Below are 13,174 nucleotides of genomic sequence, written 5' to 3'. Positions count from 1 at the left end.
AGGTTGACTTTCGAAGATTGCGCACCCATAGTGAGTTAGCGGCTTTTCGAGCATCGCGATTTCCGGTCGGTTTTGCGCCCTTCAGGGTGCTTCATTGTTCGTAGTCCTTTCCTTGACTAGCTCCCTTTTCGGGCGGTGCCCGCTATGTAAGGAGTCGAAGAATGGAAACCGGAATTGTTAAGTGGTTCAATGACGCAAAGGGCTTTGGGTTCATCATGCCTGAGGATGGTGGCAAGGACCTATTTGCCCATTTCTCTGAAATCGTCAGCGGTGATGGCCACAAAGTTTTGGTCGAGAATCAACGCGTGAGTTACGTCACAGCGCAAGGGGCTAAGGGCCCGCATGCAACGCAAATTCGCGCGTTGTGAACAACAGTCCTGGACTGATGAACGGACAGGGAGGACTAATGTTCCATAACAACATGGTCTATAAAGGTTATCGACTGACAGCTAGTGTCTCTCGCATATCGGTTGGAGGCAGTCGTCGGCCCGCTTTTACCGCAACTGTGGCGTTGGGTGCCGTTTCGGACCAACATGAGCTGAACGAACCACAAGTAGTACCGCTTTTTGCCTCAGGAGGGTTTGTTTCAAGCCCAGTAATGGCGGTAGATGCCGCCATAAATCATGGGCGTTATTTGGTCGACGCTCACGTACGGCCTTCCTGAGCCGCGTTCGCCAGTGTGCCTGACGGTAGTTTTTTCATGTGTATCGATAGGCGGCGCGATGTCGATTCAGCAAATGAGCAGGTACGATCTGGCAAATCGGCTGCGCGAGATGGCAGAGGCGATAGAGAAAAATGAACTTATCCAGTGGGCAACACTTGAAATGAGTGCGATGTCCGCCGGGGAATTTGCGTCTGGCGCATGCCCCGGGACGGAAGTGAAAAGGCAATGCCCAACAGCCTCAGAGAGATTGGTCGAACAGGTTATTACGATCAGGTTGACACGCGACAGCTGATTGTCTGCCTGCCTTCACTATCGAGATTGATGCAAACCCGCCACGCGAAAGCAGGCGGGTTTTTGTTTTTTGACATTCCCATGCTTTCAACATTGTGGACATATACGGTATGGTCTCTGCTTGTCTGAATGAGTACGGAGATCCGAGTATGAAAATGACTGCTAGAGGCTTTGGCCGGGCGTTCATGCTGGCGTGTGTGCTGGCAGTGCCGGCGATACAGGGGTGCGCGACGAGTACGAATCCCCGCGCTACGGCAGCTGTGGAAGACGAACCGTTCTACGCGTGGTTCAACAGGTTGGTGGACCAGGTCAAGGCTGACCCCAACTACAAGCGCATACCGATCGATACCAAGGCCGACGAAGAGCAGTTTTTGATTTGGCTGCACGACACGTATCGCCATCGCATGACCAAGCAAGAATTCGCTGAGTTGGTCAATGGGCGGTATCCGAATCATCGCAATGAAGTGGCATTCATCGTGTCGAAGTTCCCCTGATCTGGGGGGGCTTGCACAGCGAGGGTGTGTATGAAACCCGCCGTGCGCAAGCCGGCGGGTTTTTGTATTTCTGCGGGCTTGGCGAGTGGTCAGGCTGCGGCCTTCCAAGCCTCTTACGCGGGTTCGATCCCCGCAGCTCGCTCCAGTTTCTATAGAGTCAGACCCAACTGACGTTTAGCCGACACTGTCTGTCGTCGCCACAGTGACTACACAAGTGTCGATTTCGACAGAAAACAAGTCCTGGATCTGACTTGCCAACTCGTGTTGCGCTTGGACTTGCTCGTGGGCGGAGGGCGCAGCGTTGCCGTCAAACTCGATCAGAGTTAGTCGTTGTCGCGGTTCGTTGGCACTTGCCAAAAGAAAGATTTTCGTATGCCGGGTTGGCCAGTCGAAGAGGGCGAGCCGCCCATCCGGGAGTTTTTCCCAGGATTCGAAGCGGCGTTCGCTGGCCGCACAGCAGATGCTATGCCACAGCCTGCCAGGGTCTTTGGTTTCTATAACGATCATGACTGATGCCTGAAACAGATCGGCGACATTATAGGCATCAAGGAATTGCACCTTGATTAAAAACAGGCCCCGATACGGATGATCCGGTCGGGGCTATTTCATTGGAAGCGCGATGAGTGATATCTGCCAGGTGAAACACCAAGTCGTATTGCGCGTGGACAAGTTGCTCGGCATGAGCGGCGCAGCTGCGTCTGTGGATGTTGATGTGTATGCTTTGGCGCCAGGCGACCGGCGGGTGAAGGTCCACACGGAACGCTTTATTGGCAAGGTTCGTACTTCCGGCTATGTACGGACGGTTTCGGTTTGGATTGACACTGTATTCGGGCCGGTGTCGGACTTTGAACTGATTTGTCGGCCCGAGTCTGGCGCAAATGTCGAAGTCGCTCTGGTGAATGGTTAGCACGCACCAGCTATCATTCTGGCTCCGAACACAGGAGGCCAGAATGGACTACGAGCTGGACGAAGACAACCCCGGATGGGTCAAGGGCTGGGCAGTGCTGCGGAACGATCCGTGGGACCTCGCAGGGTTTTTCCCGACTTTAGAGCAGGCCAGCGCGTACTTGAAAGAAAAAGGCCCAGGCTACGCGGTCCGGTTAGGGTCTAAGCGATTAGCGACCGATGATTTTGTGGGCGAATAGCACATTCCACCCGCACAAACGAAAACTCCGATACGGATACCCCCCCGGGTCGGGGTTTTTTCTTTTTCGCGGCGTAGCGTGGTCGTAGCGCGTCGGGTTCATACCCCTCGGATGGCGCAGGATCGAATCCTGCCAACCATCAACGGGGCGCGTGCGTCTTCAGCCAGTCCCGAAGCGCAGCGTCAACTCGCGTTTGCCAGCCGGTGCCTGTTGAGCGGAAGCGCTCCAGCACGTCGGGCGACAACCGGATCGTGATGCGCTCCTTCGTTATCTCGGCCTTCGGGCGCCCGATTTTCTTCATCTGCTTCAGGTCGGCGGCACCGAGTTCGTAGGTATCCGGGTCAGCGGCGATTCCGCGGTTAATGGCCTCATCTTCTTCACGGGTGGGGACAACCGTCCCCGGCTTAAGCTTCGGCATAAAGATTCACCTCTCTCGAATTTGCCTTGCGCAGACTGACGATGCGTCGTTCGTTGTTGCGATCCACGTACACCACGCAGTACAGGCGCACATCGATATAGCCCAGGGCGATCATGCGGCGTTCACCGTACTCACGGCGCATGTCTTCGCGCACCAGGGCGTCGTCCCATTCGAACTCTTCGGCTTCGGCCAATGAAACGCCATGCTTGCGCTGGTTGCTCAGGTCTTTGGCGGGGTCGAATGTGATGTCCATGTAGTTATTGTATGTACGTTAAGTCTGATGCACAAGGACTTTTTGTGCATACGTTTATCCCTGTTCCCTCCCGCTACCGAGGGCAGCACGCATGGCATAACGCGCGGGACGTAGGAGCGCTCGGCGCTGGAGTTCATGGCCGTACGGACCTGCGCTCCAGGGAAACCCCGGGGGCCCCTAGGGAAATCGGTGCGGTAAGGGTAATTCGAACCCCGAACGCTCGCTAGTCACGGGCGCGCTAAGGGGGGTAATAATAATTTCGCCCACCTATCCATCGCGCGGATTCGGCGGTGAGGGGCACAAATCTGAGACCGTCATGAAGCTGCGCCACCACTCTACGATTCGTGAGGGCGTGGATTTCTACGGCCAGGTTCAGAGGCAGCTGCCATATGCGACAGCCTTGGCCTTGAATCGGGTCGGGCAACACGTCCTCGATGCGCTGGCGCAGGTCACCGGAGAGGTCTTTGATCGCCCGACCCCGTACACGATGCGGGCGTTGCGACTTGTCCGGGCCACCAAAGACAATCTGGTGGCCACGGTCGATTACCGCGACGCTGCCGGCAAGGGAATTTCCGCCGACAAGTATCTGCCGCCCCAGGTTCTAGGCGGTGGGCGCAGGCTGAAGCGGTCCGAGCGCGCACTTGCCAGAGTAGGGCTTCCGACGGGGGCGTTTACGGTGCCGGCCGCAGCGGCGGAAATGGATGCCTACGGCAACATGTCGCGCGGCCAGGTCGTGCGCCTGTTGTCGTACCTGCAGGCGTTCGGCGAGCAAGGCTACAGGGCGAACTCCACGCCGCGCAGCCGCGCACGCACTGCGAAGGTGGGGCGGTCGCCTGAAGGCTACAGGCGCATCAACGGCGTGCAGTACTTCGTTTCCCGCGGCAAGGGGTCCATGTCCGGAAATCGTGAGCAGCATCTGCCTGCTGGGGTATGGCGGAAGACCGGAACGCACGGAGCGGACGTAAAGCCGGTCCTGCTTGCGGTGGCCCAGCCGACCTATACGCAGCGATTCCCCTTCTACGAAACGGCAGAGGCGGTCTATGGCGAACGCTACGACGCCGAATTTTCCACCGCCTTAGATCTGGCCCTGTCCACTGCAAGATGATCGACCTTGACAAGAAGACGACCCAGGCCCGGTTCGGGCAACTGGTCGGGATCACGCAGCCTGCCGTCAGCGGCTTGCTCATGCGTGGCGTCATGGTCGCGGGCGATACGCTGGGAAACTGGCTGCTGTCCTACTGTGGGCACATTCGAGACATAGCGGCAGGGCGCCAGGCCGGCGAGGAAACAAGAACGCTCGATCCTGCGGAGGAAAAGGCGCGGCTATATGCGGCACAGGCCGACAAGATCGAGATGGAGAACTCGGTTGCCCGCGGCGAGCTTGCGCCCGTCAGCGTGCTGGAGGAGGTCTTGACTCGGGCGGGCACGAAGGTAAGCGCGGCTATGGATGCTATTCCCACGGCACTGAAGCGCCGGCTGCCGAATCTGACTGATGCGGATCTGACGATTGTGCGCCGCGAGCTTGCAAGGGCTCGCAACGCAATTGCATCCCTGTCGCTGGAGGATCTGGAGGCTGACGAAGAGAACGAGGGTGAGTAATGCTCATAGAGTCCAATCGCGCCGCGGTCGCGCGCGCGCTGCGACGTGGGCTTGCAACCTTCGCCACTCCCGAGCCAATGACGTTGCGGGAGTGGGCCGAGCGCAACTTTTATCTTTCGGCTGAATCGTCGTATGTCGAACAGCGTTGGGAGGCTTGGCCGTTTCAGCGTGCCATCCTTGCCTGTGTTGGTAGCGACGATGTGCACGAGGTTGACGTAATCAAGTCGGCCCGCGTTGGTTACACGAAGATCCTGCTGGCGGCCATTGGGTACTTCGCGGAGCATAAGCGGCGCAATCAGGCGCTTTGGCAGCCCACGGACAGCGCCCGCGACGAGTTCGTCAAGACCGAACTGGAACCGATGCTGCGCGACGTGACGGCGATGCATCCGATCTTTCCGACTCGCCTGGCGCGTCACAAGGACAACACGCTCCTGGTTAAGAAATTCCGTGGCAGCGTGCTGCACCTTCGCGGCGGTCGTTCGGGCGACAACTACCGACGGCTGTCTATCGGTGTCGCATTCTTGGACGAGTTCAGTTCGTTCGATTCGAACATTGACGGTGAGGGCGACCCCGGCCAGCTGGCGGCCAAGCGTCTTGAGGGCGCCACGTTCCCGAAGATGGTGGTTGGGTCCACGCCCAAGCTGAAAGAGACCTGCCTGATGGATAAGCGCGCAGCCGGCGCCGATGCGCGATATGACTATCACATCACGTGCCCCCACTGCGACGGGCATCATGCGCTGACCTGGGGAGGTAAGGACGAACCGCACGGGTTCAAGTGGATCGACGGCGATCCAGAATCGGTGAAGCACTTATGCCCGCACTGTGGTTGCCTTATCACCCAGAGCGAGTACCTGGAGGCATCGGAATCTGGATTCTGGTGCGGTTCGGACGGCACCACCATCGACCGCGACGGAGTTTTCCGTAGCGCGGCTGGCGAGGTAATACCGGCTCATCGGCGCGTCGCTTTCCACGTGTGGACTGCGTACAGCCCAATGGTTAGCTGGGCCAAGCTGGTCCGTGAGTTCCTGGAGGCCTACGCCAAGGCAAAGCTGGGCGATGACGAGCCGCTGAAGACCTTCTGGAACACCACCCTGGGCCAGGCCTGGGAGGGCGAGGTCGAGAAGATCGAGGCGGACGAGCTGAAGCGGCGCGCTGAGATCGAGGCCTATCGCCTTCCAGGCTTGGCCGAGAACCTCGTTCCTATGGGCTGTTCGTTGTTGCTCGCAGGTTGCGACACCCAGGGCAATCGGGTGGAGGTTGGCGTCTGGGGATTCGGTCGCGGCGGAGAAATGTGGACCGTCGATCATCAGATATTCCACGGGAACCCGGCGGAGGACGAGGTCTGGTCCAACGTGGCGGCTTACCTGTTCGAGCGGCGCTTCCAGCATGAAGGCGGCCAGCAGATGAGTATCTACGCCACGGCCATTGACAGCGGCGGCCACCATTCGAATGCGGTCTACGATTTCGCGCGCCGCAACAAGGCGCGCCGGGTCTTTGCCGTCCGCGGTCGCCCCTTCGGTGAGAAGGCCATCAAGGATGGCGCCGGCCAGGTAGATATCGACTGGCGAGGGAAGCGGATCAAGAAGGGCGTGATCCTGTGGCACGTCGGCACGAACCTGGCCAAGGATCTGCTGCACAGTCGCCTGGCTATCGAGACGCCGGGCCCGGGCTATGTCCACCTTTCGGAGGACTTGTCGGACGAATGGTTCCGGCAGTTCTCAGGCGAGGCGCGGGTGTCGCGCAAGACGGCGACCGGAGTTCGTACGCTGTGGACGGCGCTGCGCAAGCGCGTCGAAGCACTGGACTGCGCGGTGTATGCGCTATGGGTGGCGGAGCATCTGGGCCTTTCTCGCAAGTCGGACGCTTGGTGGGATGCCATGGCGGAAAAGCTTGATGCGGTGCCGCCACCGCGGGACGAGGAGGCTGACGCGCCGCCGCCATCAACCACGCGGCCGGCCGCCCCGGCGAAGGCCGCGCCAGCGGCGCCAGCGGCGCGTGCCGGGCCGGCCGTCAAGCCGGCGCGCCGGCGAGTGGCGGCTTCCAGCTACCTCCGGGGGCGCAGGTAGGCCGCAGAACAGAAACCAATAAGGCAAGGTCATGGCATACACCCAGGCGGACCTGGAACGGCTGGATCGCGCGATAGCGAACAGCCAATTGGAGGTCCAGTACGACGGCAAGCGCGTGCGTTTCCGCAGCACGGACGAATTGATGCGCGCCCGCGCCCATGTGGAGCGGGAACTCAGCAAAGGAAAGGGGCGCTCGCGGCAGTTCAGGCTGCGCAACGCCGGCAAGGGGATCCGATGAGCTATCTGAAACATCGTGGTTCCAGTCTGCTTGTGCCTCGTCGCCTTAGCGCGCAGATGAGCAGCAGCTACGAAAGCGGAAGCGCCACCGGCAGCCGGGCCCGAAATTGGAATCCCTCGGGGTCGGGGCCGAACGCCGCGGCGACGCAGAACCTGGGGCTGCAGCGTCGCCGCGCGCGCGACGCCGTGCGCAATGATCCATGGGCATTGACTGCGACCACACGCTGGGTATCCAACGTAGTCGGCACGGGGATCCAGCCGTACCCCAAGCACCCGGACCCCAATGTCCGACGGGCGCTGAAGGAACTGTGGGCCGACTGGGTGCAGGAGGCCGATGCCGACGGCAGGCTGGACTTCTACGGAATGCAGGCCCTGGCTGTGCGCAGCATCTTCCAGGATGGTGAGACCTTGTTCCGTTTGCGCGCTCGGCGGCCTCAGGACGGATTGTCCGTACCTCTGCAATTGCAGCAGATGGAGGGAGACCAACTGCCGGTCGAGCGGTCGCTTACCCTGCCGAACGGCGGCGAGATCGTGAATGGCGTGGAGTTCGATGCTATCGGGCGGCGCACTGCCTATCACATGTGGCGTCGTCATCCTGGCGAATTCGGTCGAAACGCGGCTGGGCAGGATACGGTCAGGGTGCCAGCCGAGCAGGTCATCCACGCCTATCCAATGTTGCGGCCCGGGCAGGTACGGGGGGTGACTTCTCTGGCTACCGTCCTGCTCCGCCTGAAGTCCATCGACAACTTGGACGACGCTGTCATGTACCGGCAGGAGGTGGCAAACCTCTTCGCGGGCTTCATCACCAAACCGGATCCCGATGCCGATCCGAATAACCCTCTTACGGGCGAGGCGGACGGTTATGAGATCGATGACGACGGCACGCCGCTCGTCTCCATGGAGCCGGGCACGATGCAGGAGCTGGCACCAGGTGAAGAGGTGACATTCTCCAGTCCGCCAGATGCCGGCAACAACTACGAGGGATTTATGCGGCAGCAGTTGATGGGGGCGTTTGCCTCTGTCGGCGTGCCTTATGAAATCGCAACAGGCGACTTGCGCGGTATCAGCGATCGGACGCTGCGGGTGGTGGTCAACGAGTTTCACCGGCTCATCGAGCAATACCAATGGCACTGCGTGATCCATCAGCTCTGCCGCCCCGTCTGGAATGCCTGGATCGATGCGCTGGCGCTGTCCGGCACGTTTCCAATGCCAGATTTCCACCGCCGCCGCCGTGAATGGTTGCGCGTACTGTGGGTGCCGCAGGGATGGCCGTACTTCAACCCTGTGCAGGACGTGCAGGCCGACAAAGAATCGGTGCGAAGCGGCTTTACCAGCCGGTCGTCAATCATCCTCAAGAAGGGCGACGACCCGGACCATGTTGCCGCGGAGTTCCGGGCCGACAACGAAACGGCCGACGCCGAGGGTTTTGTGTTCGATAGCGATCCTCGGCATACGACCAGCGCCGGCAAGGCGACGGGATCCGAAGGGGGCGGCAGCCCCGACCCTCTCAATCAATGAATGGAGCCAATATGGCAAAGAAGGCTTGGTATTCGATCAGCGTCAATGCGCAGGCGGATAAGCCCGTGGTCGAGATTCGCATTTATGGCGAAATTGGGTTCTGGGGAACTACGGCCGAAGCGTTCGTCGCAGAACTGGACGCAGCAGCGGCAGGTGGTGCCGACATCTTGGTGTCGCTGAACAGCCCAGGGGGCGACGTTTTCGACGCGTTTGCAATCTACAACGCGCTTCATCGGTACGCCGGTCGGGTAACCACGCGAGTGGACGGCGTCGCCGCCTCCGCGGCCTCATTGATCGCGATGGCCGGCAAGCCAACGATCATGCCCGAGAATACGCAGATGATGATCCACAACGCTTGGATCATCACTGGTGGTACGGCCGAGGATCTGCGCACCACTGCAGAAATGATGGATCGGATTCGAGACGGCGTGGTGGCAGCCTACTCCCGTAAGAGTGGACTGGACAGTGACAAGATCATCGAAATGATGGACGCGACCACGTGGATGTCTGCGCTCGAGGCGCAGGCGTTGGGATTTTGCGACCTGATCGAGGAGCCCGTGCGTCTGCAGATGTCGGATAGTGCGGCTGCCGTGCTGCAAAAGCACAAGAATCTGCCTGACGACGTGAAAGCTATGCTCAAGTCCCTGGAAGAGAGCGACCCCGAGCCCGCGCCGAATCCGAAGCCCGGGCCCGAGCCCGAGCCCGAGCCGTCCCCGGCTCCTCCGGCGGATGCGCCGACGGCATCTGCGCTGGCCGCCCGTGTCTATGCGTCCTGCCGACAAGAGGGGATTGCGGATCTGGCGGAAGGTGTGCTGCTCAGCGGTGCGCTCGATAGTCTTGGACTGGCGGATCAACGGGTCACGCAAGCCAAAGAGATCGCCGGCATCTGCTTGGCAGCAAAGCTGCCTGAGAAGGCTGCCGCTTTCGTGTCTGCGGGCCTCACGGTAGACCAGGCGCGTGCGCGCCTGTTCGAGCATGTCGTGGCCGATGCGGGCGACTCTATCAATAACCGACCTCCCACCAATTCATCGGCCCAGAAGCAGAGCGGGCCGAATCCCCAGGCGATCTACGCCAAACGAAAAGCCCTCTCTGCCCACTAGGAGTCAGCACCATGCCTTTCATCCATCAACAGGCCAGAACGGCCGATTTCATCCTCTCCGAAGCCAACGGCCAGCGTTCGCGCGAAAACGCAATCTTGGCTGCCACCCTCGTCGCCCTGGCTGCAGGGCAATTGCTCACACTGGGCGACGACGGCAAATATGCCGCCTACACCGGCCCGGGGGCGGACCCCGGCGCGCCGATCACCGCCGACGCCGTGCTGTACGGCAATGCCCCAGTGTCCGACGAAGATCAGCAGATCGTCGTCATCGCGCGTGACGCGGAACTGGCGGGCGTGCTGCTTGTCGGCTTGGATGCGCCGGCGCGCGTTGCCCTGCAGTCGGCTGGCATCATCGTCCGCTGATCCCACCAACACAACTCCATCTATCCAACATTCGCGGTCGCCTACGGGCGGCCGTTTCTATTTCTGGAGCCTGACATGGCCGATATCAATATCTTCCAAGACGAGAAATTCACGGTTTCCGCCTTGACCGCCGCCATCAACGAGCTGGAGAGCATCCCGGGCCGAATCGGCAAGCTCGGCCTTTACTCGGAAGAGGGCGTTTCCTCCACCGTGGTGCAAATCGAATACGACGGCCAGACACTGGGACTGGTGTCCGCCAAGCCCCGTGGTGGTGTCGGTCAATCGGTCGCCCTGACCGGCCGCAAGCTGATTCCGTTCAACACCGTGCACTTGCCGCAACGTTCCACGATGCTGGCCGACGAAATCCAGGGCATCCGCGCGTTCGGGAGCCAATCGGAGCTGGAATCGGCCGAGGCGCGGGTTGCCAAGTACCAGAGGAAGCATCGCCAGCAACTCGATCTGACGCACGAATATCAGCGCGTGGGCGGCATCAAGGGGCAGATCCTGGATGCCGACGGCACTTCGGTGTTGCTCGACGTTTACCATTCCTTCGGCATCGTCCAGCAGGAATTCCCGATGGAACTCACGAGCGCAACCACCCTCGTTCGCCAGAAATCGGACGACGTTGTGGATCTGGTCGAGGATGCCCTGGGCGCCACCCCGGCCAGCGGCGTTCGCGCGCTGTGCGGCAAGGACTTCTGGAAGACGCTGATCAACCACAAGAGCGTACGCGAGACGTACCTGAATACCGCGCAAGCAGCCGAGCTGCGGGGCAAGCCGGCCGACTCCTTCGAGATCGGCGGCATTACCTACGAACGCTACCGCGGCAAGCTGGGGGGCGCTCCCTTCATCGGCGACGAGGAGGCTTACGCCTTTCCCGATGGCGTGTCCGATTTCTTCATCACGCGCTTCGCGCCGGCCGACTATATGGAAACGGTCAACACCGATGGCCTGCCGTATTACACGCGGGTCGAGCCGTTGCCGTTCGGGAAGGGGCTTGAGATCGAAAGCCAGTCCAATCCGCTGCATCTGCCGACGCGGCCCAAGGCCATCATCAAACTGAAGATGGGCACCTGAAGTCATGGAATGGGATAACTCCGTGTTCGACGAAGCCTTCGATGCGGTGGGTCTGCGCGAGCTGGCGTTGCTGCTGGATACGGAGCCTCCCGTTCCATTCAAGGTTCGGTTCGACCGCCCGCAGGTCATCGACGAAGGAGACCTGGTGCACTCGACCGACTACGAGATCGAGTACACCACCGCCGACGTCCCCGACCTTGCATACCAGAGTCAGGTGGAAATCGGGGGCGTCCGCTACCGAGTCCGCCAGGAGCCGACCGCGGTAGGCGACGGCTTCTGGTCGCGCGCGATGCTGGAGCAGCTTCCATGACCACGCTGGCAATGCAATACGTGGTGGACCTCCGTGCCGCCCTCAAGGCGGCGCCCGGATTCCCCGCCGAAGTCGAGGCATCGCCTGTACGGGCAATCGCCAGAGAGGATCCGATGGTGATCTCCGTGCAGTTGGGCGGGGAGTCGGTGGAGAGCATTCACCCGCCGCGCGCCACCCGCGTACGTGAAATCCATGTCCTCGTTCACACAGCAGGCGATGACCATCAGGCCTTCGCAGAGGCGGTGTTCGAGCAGGCCCACCCCGTCGTTATGGCATACGCCGGCCCCAACGTGGTCGAGGTTGCCGAGTTCGGGACCGATGAGCCCAAGTACGTCAATGGCGACCTGCGGCGGCAGATTGTGAACAAGCGCTACCGCATCACCTACCAAACCGATGAGCACTCCCTAAGCGCCTGAACTCTCGGAGAAAGCATGAACAAAGAAAGGAAATCAGTCGCCGACGATCCGGTGAGTACCGATATCGCCCAGCCTGCGCAGGCGGTGACCGGGCCCCAGATCGATGAACACCATGGCCGCGGCGGGAGCTATCTCCGTGATTCGGCTACCGGCGAGCGAATTCTGATCGAGCGGACCGAACCCTGCTCAGGCTGCCAGGCCCGATAGGGCCGTCTCGCTATCAATCTGGCCCTTATTGGGCCTTCATTCTTGGAGCCCATGATGGCAAAGAAAACTCGCAATTCCGTCGTGTTGGCGAAACTGCAGACCACGGCCGGCACTGCCGCTCAGCCTGCCGGGGCCACGGACGCGGTGCTGGTCAGAAGCCTGACGGCGACGCCTCTGTCGGCAGAGTTCGTGGAACGCGAACTCCTGCGGCCCTACATGGGGAATTCCGGGCAAATTGCGACCACGCAGTATGCTCAGCTCGAATTCGAAGTGGAACTCGCAGGAGCAGGCACCGCGGGCAAGGCGCCTGCATGGGGGCCTCTGCTGCGCGCCAGCGGCTTCGCTGAGACGGTCACGGTAGGAACCGACGCACGGTATTTGCCGGTGTCGACCGATTTTGAACTGATCACCCTGCATTACTTCCTGGACGGCCTGTTCCACAAGATCGTGGATGCCCGGGGGACGGTCGCCTTCGATCTGACGGCCAAGAGCATCCCGGTTCTGCGTTATCGATTCATGGGCGCCTATGTGCCGATCACGGACGGCGCCATGCCCGCAGGCGTGGATTTCAGCGCGTTCCAGATCCCGAAGGCGGTAAACAAGGCGAACACGCCGGCCTGGTCGCTCGGCGCCTTTTCGGGCTGCTTGCAGTCCATGACCTTCGACGTGGCGAACCAGTTGGTCTGGCGCTCGCTCATCGGCTGCGAGGGAGCGGAGATCACGGACCGCAAGCCGACGGGGAAACTCGTTCTGGAACTGCCGCGGATCGCGGATTTGGACTGGCCGACCATGGTGTTGTCCGGCGCCGGCACAGCACTGTCGATCACCCATGGGGTGACTGCCGGCCACATCATCGAAATCAAGGCCAGCACAGCCCAGATGACCAACCCGACGTACTCGGACCAGGAAGGGGTGACGATGTTGAACCTGGACACGAACATCAACCCCGGCGCCGTCGGCAACGACGAGCTGGAGATCATCGTCAGGTAGCGCCGCAGTTATCGCCCTTCCACCATT

19 protein-coding genes and 2 tRNA genes are annotated in these 13,174 nt (G+C 60.9%); 18 read left to right on the top strand and 3 right to left on the bottom strand.

Translation table 11 applies throughout. From position 1 onward, the window contains the following. Positions 1-161 precede the first annotated feature (161 nt). The 3 genes from AC1RHV_RS10515 (at position 162) to AC1RHV_RS10505 (ending at position 1,594) form a co-directional block, all read left to right on the top strand. On the top strand, positions 162-368 hold the full coding sequence (locus tag AC1RHV_RS10515) for a cold-shock protein (protein ID WP_054453614.1): 207 nt from the start codon (positions 162-164) through the stop codon (positions 366-368). A 736-nt stretch (positions 369-1,104) separates the two neighbouring features. Then, the gene (locus AC1RHV_RS10510; RefSeq protein ID WP_175161024.1) at positions 1,105-1,449 is read left to right on the top strand and encodes a hypothetical protein; all 345 of its coding nucleotides are present in this window, start codon (positions 1,105-1,107) and stop codon (positions 1,447-1,449) included. Between the two features lie 72 nt (positions 1,450-1,521). Then, positions 1,522-1,594, top strand: a tRNA-Gly gene (locus AC1RHV_RS10505). A gap of 29 nt (positions 1,595-1,623) precedes the next feature. Here the strand turns inward: AC1RHV_RS10505 and AC1RHV_RS10500 are convergent. After that, entirely contained in the window at positions 1,624-1,956 is a 333-nt protein-coding gene (locus AC1RHV_RS10500) for a hypothetical protein (RefSeq protein ID WP_175161022.1), read from the bottom strand. A 112-nt stretch (positions 1,957-2,068) separates the two neighbouring features. On the opposite strand from AC1RHV_RS10500, the gene AC1RHV_RS10495 reads away from it, so the two are divergent. The 3 genes from AC1RHV_RS10495 (at position 2,069) to AC1RHV_RS10485 (ending at position 2,729) form a co-directional block, all read left to right on the top strand. Continuing rightward, on the top strand, positions 2,069-2,356 hold the full coding sequence (locus AC1RHV_RS10495; RefSeq protein ID WP_175161020.1) for a hypothetical protein: 288 nt from the start codon (positions 2,069-2,071) through the stop codon (positions 2,354-2,356). Between the two features lie 43 nt (positions 2,357-2,399). After that, positions 2,400-2,594: a hypothetical protein gene (locus AC1RHV_RS10490; protein WP_175161018.1), complete on the top strand. Its 195-nt coding sequence runs from the start codon at positions 2,400-2,402 to the stop codon at positions 2,592-2,594. 70 nt (positions 2,595-2,664) lie between these two features. After that, a tRNA-Met gene (locus AC1RHV_RS10485) sits at positions 2,665-2,729 on the top strand. Positions 2,730-2,733: 4 nt separating this feature from the next. On the opposite strand, the gene AC1RHV_RS10480 is transcribed toward AC1RHV_RS10485, so the two are convergent. Together AC1RHV_RS10480 and AC1RHV_RS10475 are read right to left on the bottom strand one after the other, a co-directional pair. Beyond that, the gene (locus AC1RHV_RS10480) at positions 2,734-3,012 is read right to left on the bottom strand and encodes a BrnA antitoxin family protein (RefSeq protein WP_175161015.1); all 279 of its coding nucleotides are present in this window, start codon (positions 3,010-3,012) and stop codon (positions 2,734-2,736) included. Further along, entirely contained in the window at positions 2,999-3,265 is a 267-nt protein-coding gene (locus AC1RHV_RS10475) for a BrnT family toxin (RefSeq protein ID WP_175161013.1), read from the bottom strand. Before AC1RHV_RS10475 ends, AC1RHV_RS10480 begins: the two co-directional genes overlap by 14 nt. A 316-nt stretch (positions 3,266-3,581) precedes the next feature. On the opposite strand from AC1RHV_RS10475, the gene AC1RHV_RS10470 reads away from it, so the two are divergent. The 12 genes from AC1RHV_RS10470 (at position 3,582) to AC1RHV_RS10415 (ending at position 13,147) form a co-directional block, all read left to right on the top strand. Further along, positions 3,582-4,370 carry a hypothetical protein gene (locus tag AC1RHV_RS10470; RefSeq protein ID WP_310531369.1) on the top strand — a complete coding sequence of 263 codons (789 nt, stop codon included), beginning with the start codon at positions 3,582-3,584 and terminating at the stop codon, positions 4,368-4,370. After that, on the top strand, positions 4,367-4,864 hold the full coding sequence (locus AC1RHV_RS10465) for a terminase small subunit (protein ID WP_059374248.1): 498 nt from the start codon (positions 4,367-4,369) through the stop codon (positions 4,862-4,864). Before AC1RHV_RS10470 ends, AC1RHV_RS10465 begins: the two co-directional genes overlap by 4 nt. Further along, on the top strand, positions 4,864-6,930 hold the full coding sequence (locus tag AC1RHV_RS10460; protein WP_310531372.1) for a phage terminase large subunit family protein: 2,067 nt from the start codon (positions 4,864-4,866) through the stop codon (positions 6,928-6,930). Before AC1RHV_RS10465 ends, AC1RHV_RS10460 begins: the two co-directional genes overlap by 1 nt. Positions 6,931-6,961: 31 nt before the next feature. After that, the gene (locus AC1RHV_RS10455) at positions 6,962-7,168 is read left to right on the top strand and encodes a phage head-tail joining protein (RefSeq protein WP_043544039.1); all 207 of its coding nucleotides are present in this window, start codon (positions 6,962-6,964) and stop codon (positions 7,166-7,168) included. Beyond that, positions 7,165-8,685 carry a phage portal protein gene (locus AC1RHV_RS10450; protein ID WP_310531377.1) on the top strand — a complete coding sequence of 507 codons (1,521 nt, stop codon included), beginning with the start codon at positions 7,165-7,167 and terminating at the stop codon, positions 8,683-8,685. The genes AC1RHV_RS10455 and AC1RHV_RS10450 overlap by 4 nt, the downstream gene beginning before the upstream one ends. Positions 8,686-8,696: 11 nt before the next feature. Continuing rightward, positions 8,697-9,785, top strand: coding sequence for a head maturation protease, ClpP-related (locus AC1RHV_RS10445; protein WP_492300657.1), 1,089 nt, complete (start codon positions 8,697-8,699; stop codon positions 9,783-9,785). Positions 9,786-9,796: 11 nt separating this feature from the next. Continuing rightward, positions 9,797-10,147, top strand: a complete 351-nt coding sequence (locus AC1RHV_RS10440) for a head decoration protein (protein ID WP_492300655.1) — start codon at positions 9,797-9,799, stop codon at positions 10,145-10,147. Positions 10,148-10,222: 75 nt separating this feature from the next. Then, on the top strand, positions 10,223-11,224 hold the full coding sequence (locus AC1RHV_RS10435; protein WP_310531382.1) for a major capsid protein: 1,002 nt from the start codon (positions 10,223-10,225) through the stop codon (positions 11,222-11,224). A 22-nt stretch (positions 11,225-11,246) separates the two neighbouring features. After that, the gene (locus AC1RHV_RS10430) at positions 11,247-11,534 is read left to right on the top strand and encodes a head-tail joining protein (protein WP_492300653.1); all 288 of its coding nucleotides are present in this window, start codon (positions 11,247-11,249) and stop codon (positions 11,532-11,534) included. Beyond that, on the top strand, positions 11,531-11,950 hold the full coding sequence (locus AC1RHV_RS10425) for a hypothetical protein (RefSeq protein WP_054453576.1): 420 nt from the start codon (positions 11,531-11,533) through the stop codon (positions 11,948-11,950). Before AC1RHV_RS10430 ends, AC1RHV_RS10425 begins: the two co-directional genes overlap by 4 nt. 15 nt (positions 11,951-11,965) lie before the next feature. Then, complete coding sequence (locus tag AC1RHV_RS10420) at positions 11,966-12,157, top strand: hypothetical protein (RefSeq protein ID WP_124260410.1); 192 nt, start codon at positions 11,966-11,968, stop codon at positions 12,155-12,157. A 51-nt stretch (positions 12,158-12,208) separates the two neighbouring features. After that, positions 12,209-13,147, top strand: a complete 939-nt coding sequence (locus AC1RHV_RS10415) for a phage tail tube protein (protein WP_447060009.1) — start codon at positions 12,209-12,211, stop codon at positions 13,145-13,147. Positions 13,148-13,174 lie beyond the last annotated feature (27 nt).

This window comes from Achromobacter sp. GW823-FHT04E03 (genome assembly GCF_058796095.1).
This window is presented reverse-complemented; position numbering and strand designations above follow the sequence as displayed.

What these genes read in the sequence shown, in the direction of transcription:
- AC1RHV_RS10435 (WP_310531382.1), top strand. Translation starts at nt 10,223, where the DNA reads ATGGCCGATATCAATATCTTCCAAGACGAGAAATTCACGGTTTCCGCC.
- AC1RHV_RS10425 (WP_054453576.1), top strand. Translation starts at nt 11,531, where the DNA reads ATGACCACGCTGGCAATGCAATACGTGGTGGACCTCCGTGCCGCCCTC.
- AC1RHV_RS10515 (WP_054453614.1), top strand. Translation starts at nt 162, where the DNA reads ATGGAAACCGGAATTGTTAAGTGGTTCAATGACGCAAAGGGCTTTGGG.
- AC1RHV_RS10415 (WP_447060009.1), top strand. Translation starts at nt 12,209, where the DNA reads ATGATGGCAAAGAAAACTCGCAATTCCGTCGTGTTGGCGAAACTGCAG.
- AC1RHV_RS10465 (WP_059374248.1), top strand. Translation starts at nt 4,367, where the DNA reads ATGATCGACCTTGACAAGAAGACGACCCAGGCCCGGTTCGGGCAACTG.
- AC1RHV_RS10495 (WP_175161020.1), top strand. Translation starts at nt 2,069, where the DNA reads ATGAGTGATATCTGCCAGGTGAAACACCAAGTCGTATTGCGCGTGGAC.
- AC1RHV_RS10500 (WP_175161022.1), bottom strand. Translation starts at nt 1,956, where the DNA reads ATGATCGTTATAGAAACCAAAGACCCTGGCAGGCTGTGGCATAGCATC.
- AC1RHV_RS10460 (WP_310531372.1), top strand. Translation starts at nt 4,864, where the DNA reads ATGCTCATAGAGTCCAATCGCGCCGCGGTCGCGCGCGCGCTGCGACGT.
- AC1RHV_RS10470 (WP_310531369.1), top strand. Translation starts at nt 3,582, where the DNA reads ATGAAGCTGCGCCACCACTCTACGATTCGTGAGGGCGTGGATTTCTAC.
- AC1RHV_RS10445 (WP_492300657.1), top strand. Translation starts at nt 8,697, where the DNA reads ATGGCAAAGAAGGCTTGGTATTCGATCAGCGTCAATGCGCAGGCGGAT.
- AC1RHV_RS10510 (WP_175161024.1), top strand. Translation starts at nt 1,105, where the DNA reads ATGAAAATGACTGCTAGAGGCTTTGGCCGGGCGTTCATGCTGGCGTGT.
- AC1RHV_RS10480 (WP_175161015.1), bottom strand. Translation starts at nt 3,012, where the DNA reads ATGCCGAAGCTTAAGCCGGGGACGGTTGTCCCCACCCGTGAAGAAGAT.
- AC1RHV_RS10475 (WP_175161013.1), bottom strand. Translation starts at nt 3,265, where the DNA reads ATGGACATCACATTCGACCCCGCCAAAGACCTGAGCAACCAGCGCAAG.
- AC1RHV_RS10450 (WP_310531377.1), top strand. Translation starts at nt 7,165, where the DNA reads ATGAGCTATCTGAAACATCGTGGTTCCAGTCTGCTTGTGCCTCGTCGC.
- AC1RHV_RS10420 (WP_124260410.1), top strand. Translation starts at nt 11,966, where the DNA reads ATGAACAAAGAAAGGAAATCAGTCGCCGACGATCCGGTGAGTACCGAT.
- AC1RHV_RS10440 (WP_492300655.1), top strand. Translation starts at nt 9,797, where the DNA reads ATGCCTTTCATCCATCAACAGGCCAGAACGGCCGATTTCATCCTCTCC.
- AC1RHV_RS10455 (WP_043544039.1), top strand. Translation starts at nt 6,962, where the DNA reads ATGGCATACACCCAGGCGGACCTGGAACGGCTGGATCGCGCGATAGCG.
- AC1RHV_RS10490 (WP_175161018.1), top strand. Translation starts at nt 2,400, where the DNA reads ATGGACTACGAGCTGGACGAAGACAACCCCGGATGGGTCAAGGGCTGG.